This is a genomic window from Pseudarthrobacter sp. NPDC058362, from assembly GCF_042723515.1.
Taxonomy (GTDB): Bacteria; Actinomycetota; Actinomycetes; order Actinomycetales; family Micrococcaceae; genus Arthrobacter.
The window spans coordinates 619475-644823 of sequence record NZ_JBHXIW010000002.1 but is presented as its reverse complement, the minus strand read 5'-3'; the positions used below and the strand labels follow the sequence as shown (position 1 = coordinate 644823).

General features: G+C 68.1%; 24 protein-coding genes. 7 read left to right on the top strand and 17 right to left on the bottom strand.

Going from position 1 to position 25349, the window contains the following annotated elements; all coding sequences use genetic code 11:
- The first annotated feature begins 278 nt into the window (after nt 1–278).
- Both ACFWIX_RS07505 and ACFWIX_RS07500 read left to right on the top strand, forming a co-directional pair.
- Nucleotides 279–1127 carry a DUF4439 domain-containing protein gene (locus ACFWIX_RS07505; RefSeq protein WP_377215479.1) on the top strand — a complete coding sequence of 283 codons (849 nt, stop codon included), beginning with the start codon at nt 279–281 and terminating at the stop codon, nt 1125–1127.
- 129 nt (nt 1128–1256) lie between these two features.
- Nucleotides 1257–2030, top strand: a complete 774-nt coding sequence (locus ACFWIX_RS07500; RefSeq protein ID WP_377215478.1) for a VIT family protein — start codon at nt 1257–1259, stop codon at nt 2028–2030.
- Nucleotides 2031–2105: 75 nt separating this feature from the next.
- On the opposite strand, the gene ACFWIX_RS07495 is transcribed toward ACFWIX_RS07500, so the two are convergent.
- The 3 genes from ACFWIX_RS07495 to ACFWIX_RS07485 are packed head-to-tail and all read right to left on the bottom strand — an operon-like array spanning nt 2106 to nt 6200.
- Nucleotides 2106–3533, bottom strand: coding sequence for a pyridoxal phosphate-dependent decarboxylase family protein (locus ACFWIX_RS07495; RefSeq protein ID WP_377215477.1), 1428 nt, complete (start codon nt 3531–3533; stop codon nt 2106–2108).
- 52 nt (nt 3534–3585) lie between these two features.
- Nucleotides 3586–4332: a sulfite exporter TauE/SafE family protein gene (locus ACFWIX_RS07490; RefSeq protein ID WP_377215520.1), complete on the bottom strand. Its 747-nt coding sequence runs from the start codon at nt 4330–4332 to the stop codon at nt 3586–3588.
- A 59-nt stretch (nt 4333–4391) separates the two neighbouring features.
- Complete coding sequence (locus ACFWIX_RS07485) at nt 4392–6200, bottom strand: proline--tRNA ligase (RefSeq protein ID WP_377215476.1); 1809 nt, start codon at nt 6198–6200, stop codon at nt 4392–4394.
- A gap of 430 nt (nt 6201–6630) precedes the next feature.
- Here ACFWIX_RS07485 and ACFWIX_RS07480 point away from each other — a divergent pair, with 430 nt between their 5' ends.
- Genes ACFWIX_RS07480 through ACFWIX_RS07470 form a run of 3 tightly spaced genes read left to right on the top strand, consistent with a single transcriptional unit; the run spans nt 6631 to nt 8746 of the window.
- Nucleotides 6631–7407: an ABC transporter ATP-binding protein gene (locus ACFWIX_RS07480; RefSeq protein ID WP_377215475.1), complete on the top strand. Its 777-nt coding sequence runs from the start codon at nt 6631–6633 to the stop codon at nt 7405–7407.
- An 8-nt stretch (nt 7408–7415) separates the two neighbouring features.
- Entirely contained in the window at nt 7416–8159 is a 744-nt protein-coding gene (locus ACFWIX_RS07475) for an ABC transporter permease (protein ID WP_377215519.1), read from the top strand.
- Nucleotides 8156–8746 carry a TetR family transcriptional regulator gene (locus tag ACFWIX_RS07470; protein ID WP_377215474.1) on the top strand — a complete coding sequence of 197 codons (591 nt, stop codon included), beginning with the start codon at nt 8156–8158 and terminating at the stop codon, nt 8744–8746. The genes ACFWIX_RS07475 and ACFWIX_RS07470 overlap by 4 nt, the downstream gene beginning before the upstream one ends.
- Before the next feature lie 19 nt (nt 8747–8765).
- On the opposite strand, the gene ACFWIX_RS07465 is transcribed toward ACFWIX_RS07470, so the two are convergent.
- From ACFWIX_RS07465 to dxr, 7 genes are all read right to left on the bottom strand, one after another.
- Nucleotides 8766–9656 (bottom strand): GNAT family N-acetyltransferase, encoded by an 891-nt coding sequence (locus ACFWIX_RS07465; RefSeq protein WP_377215518.1) that lies wholly within the window; start codon nt 9654–9656, stop codon nt 8766–8768.
- Complete coding sequence (gene ispG / locus ACFWIX_RS07460) at nt 9619–10785, bottom strand: flavodoxin-dependent (E)-4-hydroxy-3-methylbut-2-enyl-diphosphate synthase (RefSeq protein WP_364160194.1); 1167 nt, start codon at nt 10783–10785, stop codon at nt 9619–9621. Before ispG ends, ACFWIX_RS07465 begins: the two co-directional genes overlap by 38 nt.
- Nucleotides 10786–10815: 30 nt before the next feature.
- The gene (locus tag ACFWIX_RS07455; protein ID WP_377215473.1) at nt 10816–11109 is read right to left on the bottom strand and encodes a YciI family protein; all 294 of its coding nucleotides are present in this window, start codon (nt 11107–11109) and stop codon (nt 10816–10818) included.
- Nucleotides 11110–11189: 80 nt separating this feature from the next.
- The gene (locus ACFWIX_RS07450) at nt 11190–11594 is read right to left on the bottom strand and encodes a hypothetical protein (RefSeq protein ID WP_377215472.1); all 405 of its coding nucleotides are present in this window, start codon (nt 11592–11594) and stop codon (nt 11190–11192) included.
- 30 nt (nt 11595–11624) lie between these two features.
- Nucleotides 11625–12317 carry a MarR family transcriptional regulator gene (locus ACFWIX_RS07445; protein ID WP_377215471.1) on the bottom strand — a complete coding sequence of 231 codons (693 nt, stop codon included), beginning with the start codon at nt 12315–12317 and terminating at the stop codon, nt 11625–11627.
- Nucleotides 12318–12410: 93 nt separating this feature from the next.
- A complete protein-coding gene (locus ACFWIX_RS07440) occupies nt 12411–13742 on the bottom strand; it encodes a M50 family metallopeptidase (protein ID WP_377215470.1) in 1332 nt (443 codons plus the stop codon).
- A 19-nt stretch (nt 13743–13761) separates the two neighbouring features.
- Nucleotides 13762–14946 carry a 1-deoxy-D-xylulose-5-phosphate reductoisomerase gene (dxr, locus tag ACFWIX_RS07435; RefSeq protein WP_377215469.1) on the bottom strand — a complete coding sequence of 395 codons (1185 nt, stop codon included), beginning with the start codon at nt 14944–14946 and terminating at the stop codon, nt 13762–13764.
- 64 nt (nt 14947–15010) lie between these two features.
- On the opposite strand from dxr, the gene ACFWIX_RS07430 reads away from it, so the two are divergent.
- Entirely contained in the window at nt 15011–16462 is a 1452-nt protein-coding gene (locus tag ACFWIX_RS07430) for a lipase maturation factor family protein (RefSeq protein WP_377215468.1), read from the top strand.
- Nucleotides 16463–16480: 18 nt separating this feature from the next.
- Here the strand turns inward: ACFWIX_RS07430 and ACFWIX_RS07425 are convergent, their stop codons facing one another.
- From ACFWIX_RS07425 to ACFWIX_RS07395, 7 genes are read right to left on the bottom strand one after another with little or no spacing between them, the layout of a single operon-like run.
- On the bottom strand, nt 16481–17314 hold the full coding sequence (locus ACFWIX_RS07425) for an HpcH/HpaI aldolase/citrate lyase family protein (protein ID WP_377215467.1): 834 nt from the start codon (nt 17312–17314) through the stop codon (nt 16481–16483).
- Nucleotides 17311–17880: a MaoC family dehydratase gene (locus ACFWIX_RS07420; protein ID WP_377215466.1), complete on the bottom strand. Its 570-nt coding sequence runs from the start codon at nt 17878–17880 to the stop codon at nt 17311–17313. Before ACFWIX_RS07420 ends, ACFWIX_RS07425 begins: the two co-directional genes overlap by 4 nt.
- Complete coding sequence (locus ACFWIX_RS07415; RefSeq protein ID WP_377215465.1) at nt 17877–18647, bottom strand: CoA transferase subunit B; 771 nt, start codon at nt 18645–18647, stop codon at nt 17877–17879. The genes ACFWIX_RS07420 and ACFWIX_RS07415 overlap by 4 nt, the downstream gene beginning before the upstream one ends.
- Nucleotides 18648–18649: 2 nt before the next feature.
- Nucleotides 18650–19435, bottom strand: a complete 786-nt coding sequence (locus ACFWIX_RS07410; protein WP_377215464.1) for a CoA transferase subunit A — start codon at nt 19433–19435, stop codon at nt 18650–18652.
- Between the two features lie 34 nt (nt 19436–19469).
- On the bottom strand, nt 19470–20633 hold the full coding sequence (locus ACFWIX_RS07405) for an acyl-CoA dehydrogenase family protein (protein ID WP_377215463.1): 1164 nt from the start codon (nt 20631–20633) through the stop codon (nt 19470–19472).
- Nucleotides 20630–22879: a biotin carboxylase N-terminal domain-containing protein gene (locus ACFWIX_RS07400; RefSeq protein WP_377215462.1), complete on the bottom strand. Its 2250-nt coding sequence runs from the start codon at nt 22877–22879 to the stop codon at nt 20630–20632. The genes ACFWIX_RS07405 and ACFWIX_RS07400 overlap by 4 nt, the downstream gene beginning before the upstream one ends.
- Before the next feature lie 7 nt (nt 22880–22886).
- The gene (locus ACFWIX_RS07395; protein ID WP_377215461.1) at nt 22887–24494 is read right to left on the bottom strand and encodes a carboxyl transferase domain-containing protein; all 1608 of its coding nucleotides are present in this window, start codon (nt 24492–24494) and stop codon (nt 22887–22889) included.
- A gap of 199 nt (nt 24495–24693) precedes the next feature.
- Here ACFWIX_RS07395 and ACFWIX_RS07390 point away from each other — a divergent pair, with 199 nt between their 5' ends.
- Nucleotides 24694–25305: a TetR/AcrR family transcriptional regulator gene (locus tag ACFWIX_RS07390; RefSeq protein ID WP_377215517.1), complete on the top strand. Its 612-nt coding sequence runs from the start codon at nt 24694–24696 to the stop codon at nt 25303–25305.
- Nucleotides 25306–25349 lie beyond the last annotated feature (44 nt).

Here is a 25349-nt window from a genome sequence, read left to right as displayed (position 1 = left end):
CCATGGCACCATGGTCTGTTGTGAAGGACGACAGACAGGGCGCCGGGAAGCGGAGACACCCCTTCCGCTCCATCCTCTTTTCGTTGGCGGCCCTCCTTGTCCTCAGCCTCGGATTCACGCTGATTCCCGCGGAACCACCCCCTCCTGCGCCGCCTTCAGCTGCCGATATTGCACGCGCGGCCGCCCTGGACGACGCCCTCCGTCTCCGGGCCGCCGCGGGCCGCACCGTTGCCAGGGCAGGGGATAAATCTGCCTCGGGCGCAGGCATTGGCGACGTTGTGACCTTGCTGACTCTGCAGGCCCGCGCGCTGCTCCTCCCGGAGGAGGCAGTACCCCGGCCTGCGACCCCGGCGGGGCCGCAGGGGGCGGCTCTGTCCGTCCCGGACCTGGCCAGGGACCTGGCGGCCAGCGGAACCAGGCGCCTCCAGGACGCAACAACAACGGACGACGGCGGATTGGCCCGCCTTTTGGCGGGCATCGGGGCCGCACAGCTCCTTGCCGCCGAGCGGCTGCAGGCCGGCACTGTGGCGGCAACACCCCCTGTCAGGAGCGTACCGGCCTCCACGACCGCCACACCGTGCCCCTCCCCCAAGGCAGCCCCTGCAGCCTCTGCGCCGACAGAACCTGCCACCGCCCCCTCCCCGGATGCTGCCGCCGCGCTGTCGGCTGTCGTGCAGGCTGAACGGGAGGCTGTCTACGCCTACGAGGCCGCAATGCCGCGCCTCGCGCCCGGCGCGGCCGGTCCGGCGTCGGCATTCCTTGGCAGCCACCGGACCCTCGTCCGGGACGCCGAAAACCGGCTCCTCCTGCACTGCCGCGCCACGCCGATCCAGCAGCCCGGCTACGCCATCGACGCAGATTTCCTCCAGTCCCCGGCAGGCCGGCTGGGCAGGCTCGAAGCCGGAACCCTGGGCGCTTACGGCGACCTCATTGCGCTCTCGGAAGGCGGGATCCGGGAATGGGCGGTATCGTCACTCCGGGCGGCGGCGGCGCGTGCAGTCCAGTGGGGTGCCGACCCCGGCCCGCTACCCGGCCTCGCCATCGACCCGGCACAGCTCCCCGAGCTGCCCGGACCATCCGAACCGGCCGGTCAGCCCGGGCCGGCAACACAGGGCCCCCAGCGCTAACGGCCGGGCCTCAACCCTGGTGGCAGGGCCCCACACTGCCGCCGGCCGCGGCGCTGTAGTAAACGGCGTGCCAGCGCTGCCGCCCGGCCGGCACTGGTCCTGCTCCTGCCGGAGTGGTTTGCTGGGGACATGCACGCACCCGAGCCCGCAGACGCTTCCCGGACCGGCAGCGGTGCTGACCGGCCCCTGCCCGCTGCTCCGCACGGCGACGAGCCCCACGGCAATGACCTGGCACACCGGCTCAACTGGCTGCGGGCGGGGGTCCTCGGCGCCAATGACGGCATCGTTTCGGTTGCGGCCATCGTGGTTGGCGTGGCCGGCGCCACCCCGGCGACAGGCCCCATCCTCGCCGCCGGCATGGCAGGGCTGGTGGGCGGTGCCATATCGATGGCCTTGGGCGAATACGTCTCCGTCAGCAGCCAGAGCGACAGCCAGCGGGCCCTGATCGAGAAGGAACGCCGCGAACTCGCCGAAGAGCCCCAGGCTGAGCTGGCCGAACTTGCCGCCATCTACGAAGGCAAGGGCCTGACACCGGAAACAGCAGCCACGGTGGCCCGGGAACTGACGGCCAAGGATGCCCTTGCCGCACACCTGTCAGCGGAACTCAACATTGACGAGACCGACATCGTGAGTCCGTGGCACGCTGCGTTCGCTTCTGCGGTGGCCTTTACGATCGGCGCTGTCCTGCCGATGCTGGCCATTCTGCTGCCGCCTCCCGAAATCCGCGTGCCCCTGACCTTCCTCGCCGTTCTGCTTGCCCTCGCCCTGACCGGCGCCGTGGGGGCGTGGATCGGCGGCGGCTCCAAGCTCAGGGCTGCGGTCCGGGTGGTGGCTGGCGGTGCGCTCGCCCTCGCGGCCACCTTCGCCATTGGCAACCTCCTGGGCGCTTCCGGGGTGGTCTAGATCTCCTGCCCGGTGTTGGATCTACCCAGTGCAAACCCCACGGCTCGGCGCAAACCCCACGGCTCGGCGCCCACATCAAGGGCTATGTAACCCGCCGCGGACTGCGGCCAGGGCGGACCTGACGGCGTCCACCGCCGTGTCGACTTCGTCCGGGCCGGTTTGCCAGTTGCTGACGGAAACACGCAGGACGTCGCGGTCCCGCCAGCGCGAGCCCGACATCCACACCCGGCCGTCCTCGATGATGCGCTCCGTCACGGCCCGGGTGGTGGCGTCATCGCCGAAGGCCACGCATATCTGGGTGTACTGCACCTCGTTCAGCACCTCGACGCCGTCGAGTGCGTCCAACCCCTTGGCAATGCCGGCCGCAGCCTCTGCAAGCCCGGTCACCTGGCTGGCCACGCCCGCCCGGCCAAGGCTCCTCAGGGCAGCCCAGACCGGCACACCCCGCGCCCGCCGTGAAAGCTCCGGCGCCTTCTCGAACGGATCCCCCGGCCCCTCGGCATCGTGCATGAGGTAGCTGGCGTGCAGGCCCATCGCGGACCGCAGTGCGCCGGCGTCCCTGACGATGGCGATGCCGCAGTCGTAAGGGACGTTCAGGGTCTTGTGGGCGTCCGTGCCCCAGGAATCGGCCTGCTCGAAGCCTGCAACCAGCTGCCTGAGGGCAGGGGCTGCCGCTGCCCATAGCCCGAAAGCACCATCCACGTGCACCCAGGCGCCGTGTCGGTGGGCCACTTCGACCGCCCGGTCAAACGGGTCGAAGGCGCCGGAGTGAAGGTTTCCCGCCTGCAGGCAGACGAGCGCCGGTCCGCCTGCACCTGTGCCGCTGCGTCCACCGGTCTCAGAGAGGGCAGCATCGAGGGCCTCCGGAAGAAGCCGTCCCTGGTCATCGGTATCCACCACCGTGGGCCGCCCCAGGCCCAGGTAGCGCAGCGCAAGGTCAACCGTGTCGTGGCGTTCCCGGCCCACGAAGCAACGGATCCTGGGCGCCCCCGCGAGACCGTCCCGGTCAAGGTCCCATCCGGCGTCCGCCATCAGCCGCCACCTTGCCGCAGCCATGCCGGTGAAGTTGGCCATGGTGGCGCCGGTGACGAAGCCGACGTCCGCCTGCGGCGGCAGCCCCAGCAGGTCCAGCAGCCAGGCGGCGGCGGCCTCCTCGATGGCTGCCATGGCCGGGGTGGCGTAGCGCAGCCCGGCGTTCTGGTCCCAGGCGCTCACCAGCCAGTCGCTGGCAAGGGCCGCTGGAAGGGTACCTCCAATGACCCAGCCGAAGAACCTTCCGGACGGCATCGCCATCAGTCCGGGGTCGGCTGTCCGGGCCAACAGGTCGATGACCTGGTCCGCAGGCATCCCTTGCGCCGGAAGCGGACCGCCGAAGGCCGGCACGAGATCGTGCGCGGTCCTGCCCGGACCAATGTGCCGCCCCGAAAGGCTCCCCAACCATGCTGCTGCGTGCCGGGTGGCGGCGGCAAGCGCCGGCGCGTACCCGTCGTCGTCGTGGGACATACCTGCATGCTACGCCGGGGCGCCGCGGCGGACGAGGCCTCTTCGGGGCAGGTCAACCCAGGTTTTCCTGCACGATGTCGTAACCGAGCTTGATGATCAGGGCCGCGACCACCAGCAGGAAGACAGTCCGGACGAAGCGGCTGCCCTGCTTCACCGCCGTCCTGGCGCCGAGGTAGCCGCCCGCCATGTTGGCGGCCCCGAGCAGCAGCCCCAGGCCCCACAGGATGGATCCGTGCGGGAGGAAGAACATCAGCGCACCGGCGTTGGTGGCCATATTGACGATTTTGGCCTTGGCACTGGCCTCCAGGAAGGCATAGCCCATGGCGGAGACGAGGGCTATCACCAGGAAGGATCCCGTGCCCGGGCCAATGAGGCCGTCGTAGAAGCCGATGACTCCACCGATCAGGCACGCCACCACGTAGTGCCTGTGGCCTTCATGCCGCAGTGCGGTGAGGTGCCCGGCGTCGGGCTTGAGCGCGGTGAAGAGCGCCACGGCCACCAGTGCCGCCACAATCACCGGTTTAAAGACCGACGACGGGAGGCTGGCGGCCAGCACGGCGCCGCCGAAGCTGCCGGCCAGGGCAATGACCGCCATGGGAAGGGCAGTTTTCAGGTCCGGCCCGACCCTGCGGTAGTACGTCGCGGCGCTGGTGGCCGTCCCGAAAATAGACCCCATCTTGTTGGTGGCCAGCGCCTGGACCGGTGTGATGCCGGGTACCAGCAGCAGGGCGGGGAGCTGGATCAGCCCGCCCCCGCCCACCACGGCGTCCACCCAGCCGGCGGCGAAGCCGGCAACCATGATCAGGAGGATCGTGCCGAAATGCAGCGACTCCGGGAAAAAGTCCACTGCCGCAGCCGTTAGCTGCGGACGGCGTTGACTACGTAGTCAACGGCCTTGTCCACGGCAACGTTCTCTGCTTCGCCGCTGCGGCGGTCCTTGATTTCCACTACGCCGTCCACCAGGCCGCGGCCCACGGCGAGGATGGTGGGAACGCCCACCAGTTCGGCGTCACCGAACTTGACGCCCGGGGACACCTTGGGACGGTCGTCGTAGATGACGTCCAGGCCCGCGGCCTGCAGGTCGAGGGAGAGTTGCTCGGCCGTAGCGAAAATGTCGTCGCCGCGGCCCACGGCCACAACGTGCACGTCCGCAGGTGCGACGGCGCGCGGCCAGACCAGCCCCTTGCTGTCGTGGTTGGACTCAGCCAGGGCGGCCACGGCCCGGGTGACACCCACGCCGTAGGACCCCATGGTGACCGTGACCTGCTTGCCGTTCTGGTCCAGCACCTTCAGCTCGAGTGCCTCCGCGTACTTGCGGCCCAGCTGGAAGATGTGGCCCATCTCGATTCCGCGGGCAGTCTCCAGCGGACCGGAGCCGTCCGGAGCAGGATCGCCCTCGCGGACTTCGGTGCACTCGATGACGCCGTCCCACGCGAAGTCCCGCCCGGCCACCAGGCCATAGACGTGCTTGCCCGCCTGGTTGGCGCCCGTGATCCAGGACGTGCCGCGGACGACGCGGGGGTCGACCAGGTACAGGAGCTTAGTTGCGCTTTCGGCGCCGAGGAGCGGTTCTTCAAGGGACAGGCCGGGACCCAGGTAGCCCTTGACGATGAGCGGCTGCTTCTTGAGGTCGTCGTCGTTGGCCGCCTCGATGCCGAGTTCGCCGGCAATGGGCAGGAATGCGCCGATGTTGGCCTCGACGCGCTTGAGGTCTACACCCCGGTCGCCGGGGACGCCGATGACCACGAGCTGCCGTTCCCCGGTGGGCAGGGTAACGGCGAGCACCACGTTCTTGAGCGTGTCAGCGGCCGTCCAGGCGCCGCCGTCGGACTCCGCCCGCGGTGCGATCTGGTTCGATGCCGCCACGAGGGTTTCGATGGTGGGCGTGTCCGGCGTGTCCAGGACCTCTGCTGCGGGGGCACCGGTGAAGTCGACCTCGGCGGGCACTACGGTGGTGACGGCCTCTACGTTTGCGGCGTAGCCGCCGGCCGAGCGGACGAAGGTGTCCTCGCCGATCTCCGTGGGGTGCAGGAACTCTTCGCTCTTGGACCCACCCATGGCCCCGGCTGTCGCCGTGACGGGAATGACCTCGAGGCCCAGGCGTTCGAAGATCCGCAGGTAGGCGCCGCGGTGGGCGGCGTAGCTGGCGTCCAGGCCGGCGTCGTCCACATCGAAGGAGTAGGAGTCCTTCATGATGAACTCGCGGCCGCGCAGGAGCCCGGCCCGGGGACGGGCCTCGTCACGGTACTTGTTCTGGATCTGGTAGAGGCTGAGCGGAAGGTCCTTGTAGGACGAGTAGAGATCCTTGACCAGGAGCGTGAACATCTCCTCGTGCGTCGGAGCCAGCAGGTAGTCCGCACCCTTGCGGTCCTGGAGCCGGAAGAGCCCTTCGCCGTACTCCGTCCAACGGTTGGTGGCCTCGTAGGGTTCGCGCGGGAGGAGGGCCGGAAAGTGAACTTCCTGGGCGCCGATGTTAGCCATTTCTTCGCGGATCACTGCCTCCACCTTGCGCAGGACGCTCAGGCCCAGCGGGAGCCAAGTGTAGATACCGGGGGCCGCGCGGCGGATGTAGCCTGCCCGGACCAGGAGCCTGTGGCTGGCAACCTCGGCGTCGGCGGGGTCTTCACGGAGGGTGCGCAGGAAAAGCTGGGACAGTCTAAGGACCACGGGTGGTATCCGTTTCTGGGGAAGTGCTGGATCAGCAGGGCCGGACGGGTTTTGTCTGGGTACTAATCTACCGGCACCCGGCACCGGGCCCGCACTTGGCCCGGCCGCCTGGCCTTCCGGAGGCACGCCCTGGAAACGCGTCCTGGAAGCAGTAGAGCCACGCCCGGGAATACAAAGCCCCTGGCCCCCCATGGAGCTGGTCATCGCATCCGGGCGTGGCCCGACGCCGTTACCGCCTTCGTGACTGGTGAGAACAGAGACCGTCCAAACCACTCCAGCGCAGCTAGATCGAACCTATGTGATGACGGGCACATTGACAAGTATTTTTTTGATCCGGCCTGTTGACCGGCTTTACCTGGGGTCCTACCGTTAATTCATCAGCTGGTGAATTACGGGCATCCGGCCGGTAAGGCCAGCAGCGGAGGCGGCCATGTCCCACTCGGCAACACTGCCGGGATCGTCCCGTACCGCGGCCCACGCCGCGGTGGCAGCCAGCGGCTTGTCCGTGCGGCGCGGCAGGGTCCCGGTCCTGCGCGGCCTGGATTTTTCGATACCCATCGGCAGGATCACCGGGCTCCTGGGCCCCTCGGGCAGTGGAAAGACCACCCTTATGCGGGCCATCGTCGGCGTGCAGATGGTCTCCTCCGGCACGGTCCACGTCCTGGGCCTTCCCGCAGGCAGTCCTGTCCTGCGCCACCGTGTCGGCTACGTGACCCAGTCCCCCAGCGTCTATCCGGATCTGACCGTCGAAGCCAACGTGAGGTACTTCGGTGCCATGCACGGCAAAGGGAAAGCCGACGTGGCGGAGGCGATTGCCGCCGTCGGGCTTGAACCGCAGGCGAAGCAGAAGACTTCAGACCTCTCCGGCGGCCAGCTAAGCCGCGCGTCCCTCGCCTGCGCGCTGGTTGCGCATCCCCGGCTGCTGGTGCTGGACGAGCCCACCGTGGGGCTTGATCCAGTGCTGCGGGCTGACCTGTGGGGCCGCTTCCGCGCCATGGCGGACGCCGGCACCACGCTGCTGGTGTCCAGCCACGTCATGGAGGAAGCCAGCCACTGCAGCGAACTCCTGCTGCTGCGCGACGGCAGGCTGCTGGCCCAGTTGACGCCGGCCGAACTGAGCCGCCGCGGCCGCAGCACGGACCTCGAACAGGCATTCCTGGCCATCATCCGGGAATCCGAGGAGAAGCCGGAAGGCGGTGCACGATGAACCTGCGCATGATGCTGGCCACCACCCGCAGGGTGCTGAGCCAGCTGCGGCACGACCACCGCAGCGTCGCCATGATCCTGGTGGTTCCCGCGCTGCTGCTGACCGCCGTCTACTTCCTCTACGAAAACGAGACGCTGCCGCCGGGGGCGCCACGCACCTTCGACCGCGTCGGCCTGATGATGCTGGCCATTTTCCCGTTCGTCGTGATGTTCCTGGTCACGTCCATCACGATGCTGCGGGAACGGACATCGGGAACGCTGGAGCGGCTGCTCACCACGCCGGTGCACAAGGCCGACCTGCTCTTCGGGTACGGTCTGGCCTTCTCCATCATGGCTGGCCTGCAGTCGCTGGTGGCCACTGCCGTGGCGTATTGGGTTTTTGGCCTGGACATCCAGGGCTCGCCCGGCTTCGTGGTGATGATCGCGGTGATCAATGCGGTGCTCGGCGTCGCTCTGGGCCTCTTCTGCTCCGCCTTTGCCCGGACCGAATTCCAGGCGGTGCAGTTCATGCCGGTGGTGGTGGTGCCGCAGATCCTGCTGTGCGGGCTGTTCGTGCCGCGGGACCGGATGAATGAAGTACTCGAGGCCATCAGCAACGTCCTGCCCCTGACCTTCTCGGTGGACGCGCTGCGGGAGGTCGCGGCCTTTGCCGAACCCACAGAGGCCCTCTGGCAGGACGCCGGCACTATGGCAGCGATTGTCCTGGGCATGCTGGTGCTGGCCTCCCTGACCCTGCGCCGGCGCAGCCCATGACCGCTGCACGGGGTCGTCGCAGCGGGACCACAGCCTCGAGGGACCATATCCTGGAAGCGGCCCGCCGTCTGTTCGCCGAGCATGGATTCGAGGGCACAAGCCTGCGGCAGGTTGCCCGGTCCGCCGGGGTGGACCCCGCCATGGTCCACCACTTCTTCGCGGGCAAGGACGAGCTCTTCGCCCTCAGCATCGAACTTCCCGCCGATCCCGAGCAGGTCCTCTCCGGAGTGGTGGATGCGGACCCCGAAAAGCGCGGGGAGCTGGTGGTGCGGGCCGTCCTGCGCCTGTGGGAGAGCCCCGCCCAGCCGGGCCTGCTGGCGTTCATCCGCGGCACGCTGGGGTCGAAGGCGAAGACCACCCTGCTGCGGGAAATGGTGACCCGGACCATCATTAACCGGATCATCGCCGGACTTCCGGGCAGCCCCGGGGAGCTGGCGCTGCGGGGAAACCTGGTGGCCACCCAGATGGTGGGGCTGATGATGGTCCGGTATGTGGTTCGCCTTGAGCCCCTGGCATCGACACCGGCCGAGGAAGTGGTTCAGCTGGTCGCGCCGAATGTGCAGCGCTACCTGACGGGAGCCCTCTAGCCGAAGAACCCGGGTCCCGCTAGAAAAGGACCGTCGCGAAGGTGCCCCGCTGGACGAAACCCACCCGTTCATACGTTGAGCGGGCCCTGGTATTGAAGCCGTTGACGTACAGGCTGGTGACCGGAGCGATTTCCTGCGCCCGCTGCACCACGGCGGCCATGTATCCCGCACTGAGCCCCAACCCGCGGAATTCCGGGTTCATCCAGACTCCCTGCACCTGCGTGACCTCCGCCGTCACCGCCCCGAGCTCGGCCTTGAACACCACGTCGCGGGCCTCGTTGAGGTGGACCAGCGAGTGGCCCTGCCTGATCAGCCCCTCAACCCTGCGGCTGTAGAACTCCCTGCCGCCCAGGAAGGGTGAGTAGCCGACTTCCTCCTCGAACATGGCGGCGCAGGCGGGAAGAATGCGCTCGAAGTCGGCCAGGTGCCCCCGTTCCAGCCCGGGATGGGGTTCGACGGCGGGGGGGCCTTCGATGGTCATGAGCGGCTGGTCGTCGCGGACTTCATGCGCCCGGTGTCCGAGCGCTGCGAGCTTCGCGTGCAGCGCCAGGACAGCATCGGCAGGGCCAAAAGCGGAGGCATAGCGGCGCCCGGAGCGGTTGGCTGCCGCGGCCACGGCTCCCGCCAAGGCCGGGTCCAGCTGCACCGGGACAAGGTTGGCTCCGGCCCAGCAGGCACCCACCAGCAGCCCGCCGTCGAAGACACCAAAAATGCCGGCACCGCCGCTGGTGGGCGCGGCAGTGCCGGCAGTACGCAAATGCGCGAGGATGAAGACATTGCCCACCGGGTCCCGTTGGGCAAGAGAGCGCAGGGAAGCGGTATCTTCACCGTCCAGCGTGCGGACGGAAATGCCCGCCGGCGCCTCGTCTTCCCTACGAGACGCTAACCACGGGGCTACCCTTGACAGCATCTTCGCCATCGGCCTCCCCCATCTCTTCAGCGATACGCATGGCCTCTTCGATCAGTGTCTCAACAATTTGGCTTTCGGGCACCGTCTTGATGACTTCGCCCTTCACAAAGATCTGGCCCTTGCCGTTGCCCGAAGCCACTCCGAGGTCCGCTTCACGGGCCTCGCCCGGTCCGTTGACTACGCAGCCCATGACGGCCACGCGGAGCGGGATCTCCATCCCCTCCAGGCCGGCGGTCACCTGCTCTGCGAGGGTGTAGACGTCCACCTGGGCACGGCCGCAGGAGGGACACGAAACGATTTCGAGCTTGCGCGGCCGCAGGTTCAGCGACTGCAGGATCTGGTTGCCCACCTTGATTTCCTCCACCGGCGGAGCGGAGAGGGAAACGCGGATGGTGTCGCCGATGCCGCGGGAGAGCAGGGCCCCGAAAGCGGTTGCCGACTTGATGGTTCCCTGGAAAGCGGGCCCGGCCTCGGTGACACCGAGGTGCAGCGGCCAGTCGCCTTTCTCGGCGAGCATTTCGTAGGCGGCGACCATGACCACGGGGTCGTTGTGCTTGACGGAGATCTTGAAGTCATGGAAGCCGTGCTCTTCGAAGAGGGAGGCTTCCCAGACGGCGGATTCCACCAACGCTTCCGGGGTTGCCTTGCCGTACTTCTTCAGGATGCCCGGCTCGAGCGAACCGGCGTTGACGCCGATGCGGATGGAGGTGCCGTGGTCGCGGGCCGCGGCCGCGATTTCCTTGACCTGGTCGTCGAACTTCCGGATGTTCCCGGGGTTGACCCGCACGGCGGCGCAGCCGGCCTCGATGGCCGCAAACACATACTTGGGCTGGAAGTGGATGTCCGCGATCACGGGGATCTGGGACTTCCGGGCAATGATGGGAAGCGCCTCGGCATCATCCGCCGAGGGGCAGGCCACGCGGACGATGTCGCATCCGGAGGCCGTGAGCTCAGCGATCTGCTGCAGGGTCGCGTTGATGTCCGTGGTGGGCGTGGTGGTCATGGACTGCACGCTGATGGGCGAGTCCGAGCCTACTCCCACGGAGCCGACTTTGATCTGGCGCGTCTTGCGGCGCGGGGCAAGGACGGGGGGCGGGGCTGAGGGCATTCCCAGGCTGACCGAGGTCACGTGGACTCCTAGAGTTGGAAAGTGTGGCGGCTACGCGGCGGTTCCGGCGAGCATGCCGGTCACGGGAGCCCATTCGGTAATGCGGGTGCCGGCGATGACGCCTGCGGCGGCGAAGGGATCCTGCTTGAGGATCGAGTGCAGGGCAGCCTCGTCGGCGGTCTTGAAGATCAGCAGCGCTCCGGCACCGTCCCCGTAGGGGCCGCTCGCCAGGATAACGCCATCCTGGGCGAGGCTCCCGGTCCATTCGCGGTGTGCCGGCCGGGCCTCATCGCGGGCTTCGGTGGAATCGGCGGCGTAAACGTACTCAACGGCAAAAACTGTCATACCGCTACCCTATCGCTCCCCCGCGCTGCCCATGCATCCGGCCGGCCCTGCCCGGAGCGCTCAGGCCCTGTCACGGGCAGTCAGGCGAGGAACAGTGCCATGACCAGGGCTGTGGTCCCGGCAGCCCACAGCAGGGACGTCAGGGTGCCGATAATGAACCGTTCCGCCGCCACCGGGGTTTCCTTCAGCTCCGCGAACCTGCCCAGTCCCTTGATGGCCACAATGTAGGCGATGGCCACGGACTGGCCGGTGAGAATGGCCACGGCCACCCCCAGCCGTTCGAGGACCCCAATGATCGCGCCGCCGCGCAGGATCCGCTGGCGGGGTGCATCCGGAGCATGCACCGGACCGGCGACCGTTTCCTCCGGCGCCGGATCCGCTGCACGGTCGTCGATGGTCCTGGCCAGCTTGAACACCAGCGTCGTCACCGGCCAGCCGCCAAAACCGGCCACCACCAGCGCTGCGATTATCCAGACTGCGGTCACGGCAGTTTCCCTCCTGGTCCCTGGGCAGGTCTACCCGCCCGCGTCACTGGCCCCGCCCGGGCCGACAATCCTGGTCCGGGCGTATTCGAGCAGCATCGCTGCCGCAGGCCTCGCCGCCCATTCTTCCTGCCAGCCGGACCGGACCAGGGTCCGGCTCACCGATTGCTCCGTAATTCCCAGTTCACCTGCCACCTGCTTCTGGCGTCCATGCTTGTCCGGGCCAAGGCGGCGAAGGGCGTCCACCACGCGCCATTGGGCGTCCGTGCGTTCGTGGACCAGACGGCCCAGGAGCCGCAATACGGCCTCTGCGTTGGCGCACGCCCGCACCCCCTCGTCCCCTGCCGGGGTTCCCCCGGCGTCCGTGCCCATGGCGCCGGAGACCACTGACAACGGGACCAGCGGCGCCGCGGCCTTGGCTGCTTCCACGGCTCGCCGGGCGGCCACGAAGCCCGTACCTGAACCCTCTCGGGAGCTGGCGCCGGGTGGGAGGACCACATGGCCGACACCGATCCCGACATACCAGCGCCCGGAGCGCAGGGCATGGAGCGCGGCATCCACCACCGCTCCGGGGTCAGCCAGGACTCCCTGCACCTCATCCCCCACTGAGCGTTCGAAAGCGGCACCGCCCGCAGGGTCCGTAAGGACCCTGAGTTCGGAGATCAACTCCGGCACGCGGTCCCGGTCGCCGGTACTGCCCCGTTGGTCAATGGTCAGAACGAACATGCCTCAACCATAGACGTCTGATAATCGAATATCAATCACAAATGGCTGATAATTAGATAATGACCCAAAAAGGGCTGATATTGGGGCTGGTGTCTAGCCGAAAATGTTAACCGGCTTCACGATGTCCGCATAGATCAGCAGCACGCTCATACCGATCAGCAGGGCGGCCACCACGTAAGTCACCGGCAGCAGCCTGGCAATGTCGAACGCTCCCGGGTCCGGGCGGCCGGCCAGCCTGGCCACCTGCCGTCGCGCACCCTCGTACAGTGCACCGGCCACGTGCCCGCCATCCAGCGGCAGCAGCGGAATGAGGTTGAAGACCGCGAGCGCGAAGTTCAGCCCGGCAAGAAGACCCACCAGCGTGGCCAGCCGCGAAACGGCCGGGATTTCCTCCATGGCGGCCACCTCGCCGGCCACGCGTCCCACCCCGACCACGCTGATAGGGCCGTTGGGATCGCGCGGCTCTTCGCTGAAAGCGGCCTTCGCAACGCCCACCACCCGGGCAGGCAGGTTGAGCACGACGCCGGCCACCTGGCGGATGTTCTCCCCCGCCATGGGCAGCACGGACGACGCCGGCTGGGGCACCAGGGTGGTTTGCGCGCCAATGCCCAGGAATCCTACGTCCTGGTACCGGAGGTTGCCTTCGCTGTCCCGCTCCTGCCGGCCGTCCACGCCGACGACGGGACGGGCCGAAAGGACGGGCGTCACGGTGGTGGAGACCGTTTCGCCGCCGCGCTCCACGGTGATGGCCACTTCCTGCCCTGCAGAAGCCCGGATCCATTCCGTGAGTTCTTCCCAGTTGGTGACGGTCCTGCCGCCGAAGGAGAGCACGGTGTCGTTGGGCCGCAGCCCGGCAGCGGCGGCAGGCGTGGGCGTGCAGTCGCCGGAATCGGGGTCGATGGTTTCACCGGCCGCCACCTGGCATTTGGAGACGTCAGCGATGGTGGTGGTGGCCGTGGCCATGCCAAACCCCATCAGCAGCACCGCCGTGAGGATGAGGCCCAGCACCATGTTCATGGCAGGCCCGCCCAGCATGATGATGATCTTCTTCCACACGGGCAGCCGGTAGAAGACCCGGTTCTCATCGCCCGGACCCACTTCGTCGTGGGCCATGGAGCGGGCCTCCGTGGCCAGTGCCTGGAACATGCCGGTGCTGGAAGCGCGGACAGTGCCGTCTTCCGTGTTGGGCGGGTACATTCCGATCATGGACACATAGCCGCCCAGCGGGATGGCCTTGATGCCGTATTCGGTCTCGCCCCTGCGCCGGGACCACAGCGTAGGGCCAAAGCCGATCATGTACTTGGTGACCCGCACCTTGAACAGTTTGGCGGGCAGCAGGTGGCCCACCTCGTGAAGGGCGATGGACGCGGCGATACCGACGGCGACGAAGACGACGCCGAGGATAAAGAGGAGTACGGGTGTCATGGGAGGTGTTTACTGCTTCCTAGAGGCTGCTGAGTGCTAAACGTTCGTTGGCGCGGGCGCGTGCCCACGTTTCAGCTTCCAGCACCGACTCCACCGTCAGCCCGGAGGATCCTGCATGTTCGCTGAGGACGGCCTCGATGGTGTCCACGATGTCCGTGAAGCTGATCCGGCCGGCGTGGAATGCGGTGACCGCCTCCTCGTTCGCGGCGTTGAAGACCGCCGGGAAGGTGCTGCCGCGGCGGGCAGCGTTCCTGGCCAGCTCCACGGCCGGGAAGGCCACGGTGTCGAGGGGTTCGAAAGTCCAGGCAGCGGCCTTGGTCCAGTCGCAGGCAGACGCGGCCCCGGGCACCCGGTCGGGCCAGCCCAGCCCCAGCGCAATGGGCAGCCGCATATCCGGCGGTGACGCCTGGGCAATGATGGAGCCGTCCACGAACTCCACCATGGAGTGGACCACGGACTGCGGGTGGACCACCACGTCGATCCGGTCCAGCGGAACGTCGAACAGCAGGTGCGCCTCAATCAGCTCCAGGCCCTTGTTGACCAGGGTGGCGGAGTTGGTGGTGACCATGACGCCCATGTCCCACGTGGGGTGGGCAAGCGCCTCCTGCGGGGTCACTGCGTGCAGGTCATTGCGGGTCCGCCCGCGGAAGGGCCCGCCGGAGGCCGTCAGGATCAGCTTTTGCACCTCGGACCGCGTGCCGGAGCGGAGGCACTGGGCGATGGCCGAGTGCTCTGAATCCACAGGAACGATTTGGCCTTCCCGGGCCGCGGCCTTGACGAGCTCGCCGCCCACGATCAGCGATTCCTTGTTGGCCAGCGCCAGCGTTGCGCCGGACTGCAGTGCCGCGAGGGTGGGCGCGAGGCCGATGGAGCCGGTGATGCCGTTCAGCACCACGTCGGCGTCGACGGCGGCGATGCGTGCTGAGGCGTCCGGGCCGGCCACGATCTCGGGACGGTAGCCGGTTTTACCGGCTGCGGCGGCTGCCTCGGCGATCAGCGCCGCCAGCCGGCGGGGATCCCCATCGGCGATCCCGACGGCGGCCGCGCCCGTGTGCACGGCCTGGCGGGCCAGCAGTTCAAGGTTTCCCCCTCCCGCGCTGAGTGCGACCACCTCGAAAAGGTGCGGGGCGCCGTCGACGACGTCAATCGCCTGGGTGCCGATGGAACCGGTGGATCCGAGAAGGACGATTCTGCGAGGCTGCATTGCTTAAGTATCCCGCACATCGCCAACCTCCCGGGCGGCGGCTGCCCGGCGTAACGTTGATCCCGTGGACTGGCTCTCCTGGTTTGATGCGCCCGAATACGGATTCGCCCGGCAGGTGCTGCAGCGCGGCGTGGCAGCACTCTACTTCGTGGCGTTCCTGTCCACGCTGAACCAGTTCCCGGCATTGCTCGGCGAACGCGGGCTGCTGCCGGTACCCGAGTATCTGAAGGGTTTCAGCAGGCTGCGCCGGCCCACGCTCTTCCGGTGGCGCTACTCGGATGCCCTGCTGCGGGGAGTCTGCGCGGTGGGGCTGGTGGTGTCTGCTTTGCTGGTCGCCGGTATCCCGCAGACCGGACCGCCCTGGGTTCCGCTGATCGCCTTCCTGGTGCTGTGGCTGCTGTACATGTCGATTGTGAACGTGGGCCAGACGTTCTACGGTTTCGGCTGGGAAATGTTGCTCCTGGAAGCCGGTTTCACGGTGGCGTTCCTGGGCTCGGACCAGACGGAGCCGCCGCGGACCATCCTGCTGCTGGTGGTGTGGCTGGTGTTCCGGCTGGAATTCGGCGCCGGGATGATCAAGATCCGCGGCGGGAGGGAGTGGCGGGACCTGACCGCGCTGTACTACCACCACGAAACACAGCCCATGCCCGGCCCGCTGAGCCGGCAGGCGCACCTGCTGCCCAAGCCGCTGCACCGTGTGGAAGTGTTGGGAAACCATGCCGCCCAGCTGGTGGTGCCGTTCTTCCTGTTCGCACCGCAGCCGGTGGCCAGCGTGGCGGCAGGAGTCGTCATCGCCACCCAGCTGTGGCTGGTGGCCAGCGGAAACTTTGCCTGGCTGAACTGGATTGCGATCGTGCTGGCCTTCGCCGCCGTCAGTGATCCGGTGCTGCGGGCCGTATTCCCCTTCCTTCCGGCGGACTGGCCGGGCAGGGAAGCACCCGCCGGGACTCCGCTGTGGTGGCTGGCCATCACGCTGGCCGCCACACTGCTGCTGGCGGTCCTCAGCTACTGGCCGCTGCGGAATCTCGTCTCGAAGCAGCAGCTGATGAACGCCAGCTTCAACCGGTGGCAACTGGTCAACACCTACGGTGCGTTTGGCACCGTGACCAAACAGCGCATCGAAATCGTGGTGGAGGGAACCCTCGACGCCGATCCGGACGATGCGTCCGACTGGCGGGAATACGGGTTCAAGGGCAAGCCCGGTGATGTCCGGCGCATCCCCCGCCAGTGGGCGCCCTACCACCTGCGGCTGGACTGGCTGATGTGGTTCCTGCCTCTGCGCACCGTGCACGAGGAATGGTTCTACGCGTTCCTGGGCAAGCTGCTGGAGGCGGACCGGCAGACGCTGCGGCTGCTCCGGCATGATCCGTTCGACGGCGTCCCGCCCCGGTGGGTGCGCGTGCGCGGTTACCACTATCGTTTTGCCACCCGGGAAGAGTTCCGCAGGACGGGGAACCGGTGGATCCGGACCCTGCTCTCCGAACCGATTCCGCCGTTGTCCCTGCGCCGGTCCTAGAGCCGGGACCTGCGGATCCTAGAGTCCTGCCCTGCGGATGGTTGCCTGGGCGTGCTTCAGGATGGGCCCGTCGATCATCTTCCCGTTGTGCTGGAACACTCCGGACCCGGCGTCCCGCGCGGCCTGCAGCAGTTCCTGCGCCGCTGCAACGTCCTCTTGAGACGGCGCATAGGCCTCGCGGACCACGGCAGCCTGGCTGGGGTGGATGCAGGCCTTGGAGCTGAATCCGGACGCGACGGCGTCCGCCGCTTCGGCAGTGAGGCCCGGCAGGTCCGGAATGTTCACGTAAACCGCGTCCACGGCCTCCTTGCCGTGCGCCCGGGCCGCCAGGAGCACCGCAGAGCGCGCGTGCATCGCCACGGCCCGGTAGCCACCGTCGTCCGTCCTGCTGGAGGTGCCGCCCAGGCTGGCGAGGAGGTCCTCCGCCCCCCACATCAGGGCCACCACGTTGGGGGCCGCGGCGATGGCGGGGGCGTTCAGGACGCCGAGCGCCGTTTCGCAGAGGGCGATGACGTGGTAGTCGGCCAGGGCTTCGAGCTGGCCGGCGTCCTCGGCCTTGGCCAGCATCACGGTCCGGTAGGGGGTGTGCGCCAGGCAGTGCAGGTCCTTCTCGAATTCGTCCGTGCCCACCGGGTTGACCCGCACGATGGTGCGGGTCGGTTCCAGCTCGGGCGCCTCCCCTGTGGCGCCCACCTGGGCCAGGATGGCACCTCGGGCGCGCTTCTTGTCCGCGGGCGCCACCGCATCCTCGAGGTCAAGGATGACGGCGTCGGCACGGGCTGCGGCCTTCTGGTAGCGCTCAGGACGGTCGGCCGGGCAGAAGAGGAGGGACGGGCCCATCACGAAAGTCATACCGGCATTGTCTCCTGTCCATCCCCGGCGCCGCCGCGCAGTTGCCGGGCGTGCGCTTCCCTGGTCCACATCAGGCAGCTGCGGGTGGCCAGTGCCACCACCGTGCCGTCCTGGTTGCGGCCGGTGTGTTCCATGGTGACGATTCCCTGCCCGGGCCGGGACCCGGACAGCCGCTTGCCGCTGATCACCGTCTCCGTGTACAGCGTGTCGCCGTGGTAGAGCGGGTGCGGGAAGGACACGTCCGTCAGGCCGAGCTGGGCGATGATGGTGCCCTGCGTGAGCTGGGATACCGATTGGCCCACCACGGTGGCCAGCGTAAACATCGAGTTGACCAGGCGCTGGCCGAACGGCTGCCCGGCGCTCCAGGCGGCGTCCAGGTGCAGGGCCTGGGTGTTCATGGTCAGCGTCGTGAACAGGACGTTATCCGCTTCGGTGACCGTCCGGCCGGGACGGTGCGCATACAGGACCCCCTCCTCCAGTTCGTCGAAGTAGAGCCCGCGCTGCTCGATGATGCGGGGGCCGGCGTCGTGCGCCGGTGCGTTGCCGTTCTGTGAATCGCCGTTCATACGGTCAGTTCCATGTCTTCCTCGAAGAGTTCCGCGGCGGTGGCCGCAGCCACGTCCGCCACGGAGACGTTGGGGGCCAGTTCGCGCAGCACCAGCCGCGGACCGGCGTCGTCCCGCACTACGTCGATGACGGCCAGGTCCGTGATGATCCGATCCACACAGCCCTTGCCGGTCAGCGGCAGGGTGCACTCCTGGACAATCTTGGGGTTGCCGTTCCGGTCCACGTGCTCCATCATCACGATGACTTTCTTCGCCCCGAACACCAGGTCCATGGCGCCGCCCATGCCTTTGACCATCTTGCCGGGGATCATCCAGTTGGCCAGGTCCCCGTTGGCGGCCACCTCCATCGCACCGAGGACGGCGACGTCCACGTGGCCGCCGCGGATCATGCCGAAGGAGGAGGCGGAGTCGAAGAATGCCGCGCCCTTGTTCACGGTAACGGTTTCCTTGCCCGCGTTGATCAGGTCAGGGTCCACGGCGTCCTCCGCAGGGTAGGGCCCGACGCCGAGGATCCCGTTCTCGGAGTGGAGCACCACCTCCACGCCCTCAGGGATGTAGTTGGGGATAAGGGTGGGCATGCCGATGCCGAGGTTTACGTACTGGCCGTTGTGCAGTTCCCGGGCCACGCGGGCAGCGAGTTCGTTGCGGGTCCACCCTTTGGTCTCGGGGCTGCCGTCGGCCGGCGCCGGGTGCTCCTGGTGGGAGGCACGCCGGTATTCCGGCCGGACCGCTTCCGGGCGGGGGGCCTCGGGGCTGTTGGGGTCCATGGCTATGCTCCTGCCTGCTGGGTGGTGGCGTTGGCCTGGTCGAGGGACACCGTGCGTTTCTCGATCCGTTTCTCCGCGCCGGGGGCCAGGACCACGCGCTGGACGAAGATGCCGGGCGTGTGGATGTGCTCCGGGTCCAGTTCACCGGGCTCCACCAGTTCCTCCACTTCGGCGATGGTAATCCGGCCGGCCATGGCACACAGCGGGTTGAAGTTCATGGCGGTGGCATGGAAGACCAGGTTGCCGTGGCGGTCGCCCTTCCAGGCGTGGACCAGCCCGAAGTCCGGGGTGAGCGATTCCTCCAGCACATAGTCCACCCCGCCGAACGGGCGCACTTCCTTCGCTTCCGAGGCGACGGCAATCCCGCCGTCGGCGTCGTACTTTTGCGGCAGGCCGCCGTCGGACACCTGCGTGCCCACCCCCGCCTTGGTGTAGAACGCAGGGATGCCGGCACCCCCGGCGCGGAGCTTTTCCGCCAGGGTGCCCTGCGGAGTGAGCACCACCTCCAGCTCGCCCGAGAGGTACTGGCGCGCAAACTCCTTGTTCTCCCCCACATACGAGCTGATGGTGCGCCGGATGCGGCCGTCCTTGAGGAGGATACCCAGGCCCCAGTCGTCTACGCCGCAGTTGTTGCTGACCGTTTCGAGGCCGGTGGTGCCGGCCCGGTGGAGGGCGTCAATGAGGGTGACGGGGATGCCGCAGAGGCCGAACCCGCCCACGGCCAGCGAGGCGCCGTCCGGGATGTCCGCCACGGCTTCCGCGGCGGATGCAACAACCTTGTCAATCATCAGTGATCCTTTCGGCCGGCAACGGCGCCCGGGCCTAGAGGCCCAGTTCGCGGGCGATCAGCATCAGCTGGACCTCCGTGGTGCCCTCCCCCACTTCAAGGATCTTGGAGTCGCGGTAGTGGCGCGCCACGGTGAACTCGTTGATGAAGCCATAGCCGCCGAATACCTGGGTGGCATCCCGCGCGTTGTCCATGGCTGCCTCGCCTGCGACCATCTTAGCGATGGCCGCCTGCGTCTTGAACGGCTTGCCGGCGAGCATCCGGGCCGCGGCGTCGTAGTACGCCAGCCGGGCCGTGTGGGCGCGTGCTTCCATCCGGGCGATCTTGAAGGAGACGGCCTGGTACTTGCCGATTTCCTGGCCGAAAGCGCGCCGTTCGCTGGCATAGCGGACCGAGAGGTCCACGCAGCCCTGGGCCGCACCTGTGGCCAGTGCCGCGATGGCGATCCGGCCCTCATCCAGGATGGACAGGAAGTTCGCGTAGCCGCGGCCTTCGGCTCCGAGCAGGTTGGCTTCCGGGACCCGGACGTCCTTGAGCGTCAGCGGGTGCGTGTCGGAGGCGTTCCATCCCACCTTGTTGTACGGCTTCTCCGCCTTGAAGCCCGGCGTGTCGGTAGGCACCAGGATGGTGGAGATGTCTTTCTTCACGGACCCGTCCGGGCGCTCGGTCTGGCCGGTGACGGCAGTGACGGTGACCAGGCGTGTGATGTCCGTGCCGGAGTTGGTGATGAACTCCTTGTTGCCGTTGATGACCCAGTTTCCGTCCTCGCGCCGCGCGGTGGTCTTGGTACCGCCTGCGTCCGAGCCCGCCTCGGGTTCGGTGAGTCCGAAGCCTGCGAGCGCCTGGCCCGAGGCCAGCATCGGCAGCCACTCCTGCTTCTGCGCGTCTGTGCCGAACCGGTAGATAGGCATGGCGCCCAGGGAGACTCCGGCTTCCAGGGTGATGGCCACGGACTGGTCCACCCGGCCCAGTTGTTCCAGCGCGAGGGCAAGCGCGAAGTAGTCGCCGCCCATGCCGCCGAATTCTTCCGGGAACGGCAGGCCGAAGAGGCCCATCTCCGCCATCTGCTTGACCACTTCGTAGGGGAAGCTGTGTTCCTCGTCGTGCTTGGCGGAGACCGGGGCCACCACCGTGTCCGCGAAGTCGCGGACGGTGTCGCTGAGGTCCTGGTATTCCTCCGTCAGTTCAAAACCGTTCATGCCTGGGCTCCTTCGCCATCAAGTTCGTTGGGGGTGTTCGTGTCGTCGAGCGGGTGGATGGTGGCCACCACCTGGTCTGCCTTCACCAGGGCGCCGGCAGCCGTTGTCAGGTGCACCGTGCCTGCCAGCGGCGCGAGGAGCTGGTGTTCCATCTTCATGGCCTCCACGGAGAGCAGCACCTGGCCGGCCTGCACGGTGTCGCCGTCCCGGACCGGTACGGAGACCACCGTGCCCGGCATGGGTGAGCGTACTGCCGGGTCCGCTGCGCCTTCTTCCCGCTGCACTGCCGCCAGTACGCGTTCCAGGCGGGCCTCGCGGGTGAGGATTTCCAGCCGGCAGGACCAGCCTTCATTGCCCAGGAAGAGCGCCGAGGGACCCGGCTGGGGGTCCAGCCAGCTTTGCGCCTGGGGTCCGGTGAACACCGGGGCCAGCGAGTAGTCCCGGCCCTCGCCGTCGAGTTCCAGCCGGAATGCCGCGCGGGAGCTCAGGTGCAGCGCGGCCCGGCGCACCGGGCCGCCGTCCACTTGCACGGAGGCCCGCAGGTGCTCCTTCCCCGCTGCGTCCCCCGGCGCCTCCAGGGCGCCGACCGCCACGGTGGCCACGCCGCCGTCGGGCGTACCGACACTGATGCGCCGCGGCGCCGGGCTGCCCACCCGCCAGCCGTCCTTGCGCTGCCATGGACCCGCCGTGCCAGCCGGATCGGGCGGGGTGTTCTGCCGCTCGTGGTCCGCGGCATAGAGGGCGGCCGCGGCGAACTCGAACGCGTCGGGCCGGCGGAAGGCGAGCTCCGGCATGCGGCGCCCGATCAGGCCTGTGTCCAGGCGGCCGGCGCGGACGTCCGGATCGTTGATGAGCAGGCGGAGGTACTCCACGTTGGTGTGCACGCCCAAGGCGGTATAGCCGGCGAGCGCAGCATCGAGCGTATCCAGGGCGTCCGTACGGTCCGCGCCCCAGGCGATCACCTTGGAGATCATCGGGTCATAGCTGGAGGAGAGTTCCAGGCCATCCACCAGGGAGGAGTCCACGCGGACCCTCCCCCGGGCGGTGGCCACTTCGTTGGCTGGCGGGGCGCCGGGGCGTTGCCGGGGACCGGGCAGTTCGTCAAGAAGGAGTACAGTGCCGGTGGAGGGCAGGAAGTTTTTTTCCGGCACTTCCGCGTAGACGCGCGCCTCCACGGCGTGGCCGGAAAGTCCGACGTCGGACTGCCGGATGGTCAGTTCCTCACCGGCGGCGATGCGGACCTGCCATTCCACCAGGTCGATGCCGGTGACCATCTCCGTGACGGGGTGCTCCACCTGCAGCCGGGTGTTCATTTCCATGAAGAAGAACTCGTCCGGAGCCTCGTCCGAAACCAGGAACTCCACGGTGCCCGCGCCGGTGTAGTTGACGCTGCGGGCGGCGTTGCAGGCCGCCTCGCCGATCCGGGCGCGGACCTCGGCGCCGTTGGGGAGCCCGGCCAGCAGCGGCGAGGGCGCCTCTTCGATGACCTTCTGGTGGCGGCGCTGCAGCGAGCATTCGCGCTCGCCGAGGTGGATGACGTTCCCGTAGTTGTCGGCCAGCACCTGCACCTCAATGTGCCGCGGGGTGGTGACGAGCCGCTCCAGGAAGAGGGTGTCGTCGCCGAAGGCGCTGGCCGCCACGCGGCGCGCGGTTGCCAGCGTGGCGGGCAGCTCTTCCGGAGTGGCCACGGCGTGCATGCCCTTGCCGCCGCCGCCCGCGGACGGCTTGATCAGGAGCGGATAGCCGACGGCGGCGGCCGCCTCCACGAGCTCAGCGTCGGTCATTCCCGGGCGCGCCACGCCGGGGACCACCGGAACGTCGTAACCCGCCACGTGCGTCTTGGAGCGGATCTTGTCCCCCATGACGTTCAGTGCCTCCACGCGGGGGCCGATGAACGTGATGCCCGCTTCGTCCAGGGCACGCGCGAACTCCACGTTCTCGCTGAGGAAGCCGTAGCCGGGGTGCACCGCGTCGGCGCCGCTCCGCCGGCAGGCCTCAATGACCGCACCGATGCTGAGGTAGCTCTCGGCGGCCGCTGCAGGGCCGATCCGGACGGCCGTGTCAGCCTCGCGCACGTGGCGCGCACCGGCGTCGGCATCGCTGTAGACGGCGACCGAGCGGATGCCCAGGGCGCGCAGGGTGCGGATGACCCGGCACGCGATTTCGCCGCGGTTCGCCACCAGGACGGTGCCGAACAGGGGCGGGACGGCCTGGGGCATGGATTCGGAAAGTGCGGGAGTAGTCATGGCTGGTTCACATCCGGAAGAGGCCGAAGGAGGTTTCGGGCAGCGGGGTGCGGGCTATGACGTCAAGCGCCAGGCCCAGGACGGTGCGGGTGTCCGCGGGGTCGATCACGGCGTCGTCCCAGAGGCGTGCCGTGGAGTAGTACGGGCTGCCCTGGTCCTCGTATTGCCGGCGGATGGGCGCCTTGAAGGCTTCTTCGTCCTCGGCGGACCAATCCGTTCCGGCGGCCTCGAACTGGTCCCGCTTGACGGTGGCCAGCACGCTGGAGGCCTGGTTGCCGCCCATCACCGAGATCCGCGCGGCCGGCCACATCCATAGGAACCGCGGCGAGTACGCCCGGCCGCACATGGAGTAGTTGCCGGCGCCGAACGAGCCGCCGATCACTACTGTCAGCTTGGGCACCCGGGCTGTTGCCACGGCGGTAACCATCTTGGCGCCGTTTTTGGCGATGCCGCCCTGCTCGGCGTCCTTGCCCACCATGAAGCCCGAGATGTTCTGCAGGAACAGCAACGGGATGCCGCGCTGGTCGCAGAGTTCGATGAAGTGGGCGCCCTTGAGCGAGGACTCGCCGAAGAGCACGCCGTTGTTGGCCACGATGCCCACCGGGTGCCCATGGATCCGGGCGAAACCGGTGACCAGGGTGGTGCCGTATTCCTTCTTGAACTCGTGGAACCGGCTGCCGTCCACCAGGCGGGCGATGACCTCGTGCACGTCATAGGGGGCATTGACGTCCGTGGGTACGGCGCCGTAGAGCCCGGCCGGATCCTCGGCGGGTTCGGCGGCGGGCTGCACCTCCCAGGCGGGCGCGGGCGGTGGCGGCAGGGTGGCAACGATGTCGCGGATGATCTGGAGCGCGTGCTCGTCATTTTCCGCGAGGTGGTCCGTCACACCGGAAACGCGCGAGTGCACTTCGCCGCCGCCCAGTTCCTCTGCGGTGACGATCTCCCCGATGGCGGCCTTCACCAGCGGCGGCCCGCCGAGGAAGATGGTGCCCTGGTTGCGGACAATGACGGTCTCATCGCTCATGGCCGGCACATACGCGCCTCCGGCCGTGCAGGACCCCATCACGGAGGCGATCTGCGGAATCTTCGCCGCCGACATCCTCGCCTGGTTGAAGAAGATGCGGCCGAAATGCTCCTTGTCCGGGAAGACCTCGTCCTGCTTGGGCAGGAATGCCCCGCCGGAGTCCACCAGGTAGATGCAGGGCAGCCGGTTTTCCAGCGCGATCTCCTGGGCCCGCAGGTGCTTCTTCACCGTCATGGGGTAGTACGTGCCGCCTTTGACGGTGGCGTCGTTGGAGATGACCAGGACGTGGCGGCCGTGGACCAGCCCGATGCCCGCAATCACGCCGGCGCCGGGAGCTTCGTCGTCGTACATCCCGTTGGCTGCCAGGGGGGAGATCTCCAGGAACGGGCTGCCGTCGTCCAGGAGTTGGTCGATGCGCTCCCGGGGCAGCAGCTTGCCGCGGGCCACGTGCCTCTGCCGGGATTTCTCCGGCCCGCCCAGTGCTGCGTCCGCAAGTCGTTTGCGCAGGTCAGCCACAAGCTCAAGCTGCCCCTGGCGGTTGGCCGCAAACGCCTCACTGGCTGGGTCAAGCCGGCTGAGAAGGGTCTCCATCGACGCGTTCCGTTTCTCTTCCGTTCCGGGCCGGGAATGCCAACTCGGTTAGTGTTCAATAACTGAAATTCAGGTTAGTCTCTATTAACTGTGATGTCCAACACAGGCGGGGCCTTGCTAGGCTTTGCGGGTCCAAGGAGGAGAAGTGCCCACCAGCAGCAGCGGCGCTGTCCAGCGCAGCACCACGGAGCGCAGTCCCGTGACGCAACGCAGCCCCGTCACGCAGCGCAGCCAGGCGAAGGAAAGCCGCCGGCGGGCGCTCCTGGCCGCTGCCGCTTCCCTGTTTGCGGTGAACGGCTTCAACCGGGTCTCGCTCGAGGACCTGGGCTCGGCGGCCGGTGTGAGCGGCCCGGCGGTCTACCGGCATTTCTCCGGCAAGCAGGCCGTCTTGGCGGATCTGCTCACCACGGTCAGCCAGGACCTCCTGGAAGGCGGCCGGCGCGTCGTGGCGGACAACCCTGACCCGGCCGTTGCCCTGCGGCGCCTGGTGGAATTCCAGGTGGACTTTGCCTTGGGGAAGCCGGACGTGATCCGGGTCCAGGACCGGGACCTGAGCAACTTGTCGGAGCAGGACCAGTCGGCGGTGCGGACGCTGCAGCGCAGTTACGTCGAGGTCTGGGTGGAGGTGCTGGCCCTGATCCATCCGGGCACGGATGCATCCGAGCTTCGCATGCGGGCACACGCCACGTTCGGCTTAATTAACTCCACGCCACACTCGGTGCGCAGCCACGGCCGCAAGATGGCCTCGCGGACCGCCCGGCCGCTGCTGGAAACCATGGCCCTGGCTGCCCTGACGGTCCCCCCCGACTGATCCCCGCCGCCACAACCGGCGCCGGCGCGCATAACGGGCCCCGT

Bases quoted from the DNA above. Each gene is read 5' to 3' on its own strand.
- ACFWIX_RS07490 (WP_377215520.1), bottom strand. From the start codon at position 4,332: ATGGTTGCCGGCTTCGCCGCCGGCTGGGTGGACGCCGTGGTGGGCGGG.
- ACFWIX_RS07475 (WP_377215519.1), top strand. From the start codon at position 7,416: ATGATGCTGGCCACCACCCGCAGGGTGCTGAGCCAGCTGCGGCACGAC.
- ACFWIX_RS07500 (WP_377215478.1), top strand. From the start codon at position 1,257: ATGCACGCACCCGAGCCCGCAGACGCTTCCCGGACCGGCAGCGGTGCT.
- dxr (WP_377215469.1), bottom strand. From the start codon at position 14,946: ATGCAGCCTCGCAGAATCGTCCTTCTCGGATCCACCGGTTCCATCGGC.
- ACFWIX_RS07405 (WP_377215463.1), bottom strand. From the start codon at position 20,633: ATGAACGGTTTTGAACTGACGGAGGAATACCAGGACCTCAGCGACACC.
- ACFWIX_RS07395 (WP_377215461.1), bottom strand. From the start codon at position 24,494: ATGGAGACCCTTCTCAGCCGGCTTGACCCAGCCAGTGAGGCGTTTGCG.
- ACFWIX_RS07470 (WP_377215474.1), top strand. From the start codon at position 8,156: ATGACCGCTGCACGGGGTCGTCGCAGCGGGACCACAGCCTCGAGGGAC.
- ACFWIX_RS07425 (WP_377215467.1), bottom strand. From the start codon at position 17,314: ATGACTTTCGTGATGGGCCCGTCCCTCCTCTTCTGCCCGGCCGACCGT.
- ACFWIX_RS07440 (WP_377215470.1), bottom strand. From the start codon at position 13,742: ATGACACCCGTACTCCTCTTTATCCTCGGCGTCGTCTTCGTCGCCGTC.
- ACFWIX_RS07410 (WP_377215464.1), bottom strand. From the start codon at position 19,435: ATGATTGACAAGGTTGTTGCATCCGCCGCGGAAGCCGTGGCGGACATC.
- ACFWIX_RS07400 (WP_377215462.1), bottom strand. From the start codon at position 22,879: ATGACTACTCCCGCACTTTCCGAATCCATGCCCCAGGCCGTCCCGCCC.
- ACFWIX_RS07445 (WP_377215471.1), bottom strand. From the start codon at position 12,317: ATGTTCGTTCTGACCATTGACCAACGGGGCAGTACCGGCGACCGGGAC.
- ACFWIX_RS07415 (WP_377215465.1), bottom strand. From the start codon at position 18,647: ATGGACCCCAACAGCCCCGAGGCCCCCCGCCCGGAAGCGGTCCGGCCG.
- ACFWIX_RS07480 (WP_377215475.1), top strand. From the start codon at position 6,631: ATGTCCCACTCGGCAACACTGCCGGGATCGTCCCGTACCGCGGCCCAC.
- ACFWIX_RS07420 (WP_377215466.1), bottom strand. From the start codon at position 17,880: ATGAACGGCGATTCACAGAACGGCAACGCACCGGCGCACGACGCCGGC.
- ACFWIX_RS07495 (WP_377215477.1), bottom strand. From the start codon at position 3,533: ATGTCCCACGACGACGACGGGTACGCGCCGGCGCTTGCCGCCGCCACC.
- ACFWIX_RS07455 (WP_377215473.1), bottom strand. From the start codon at position 11,109: ATGACAGTTTTTGCCGTTGAGTACGTTTACGCCGCCGATTCCACCGAA.
- ACFWIX_RS07465 (WP_377215518.1), bottom strand. From the start codon at position 9,656: ATGCTGTCAAGGGTAGCCCCGTGGTTAGCGTCTCGTAGGGAAGACGAG.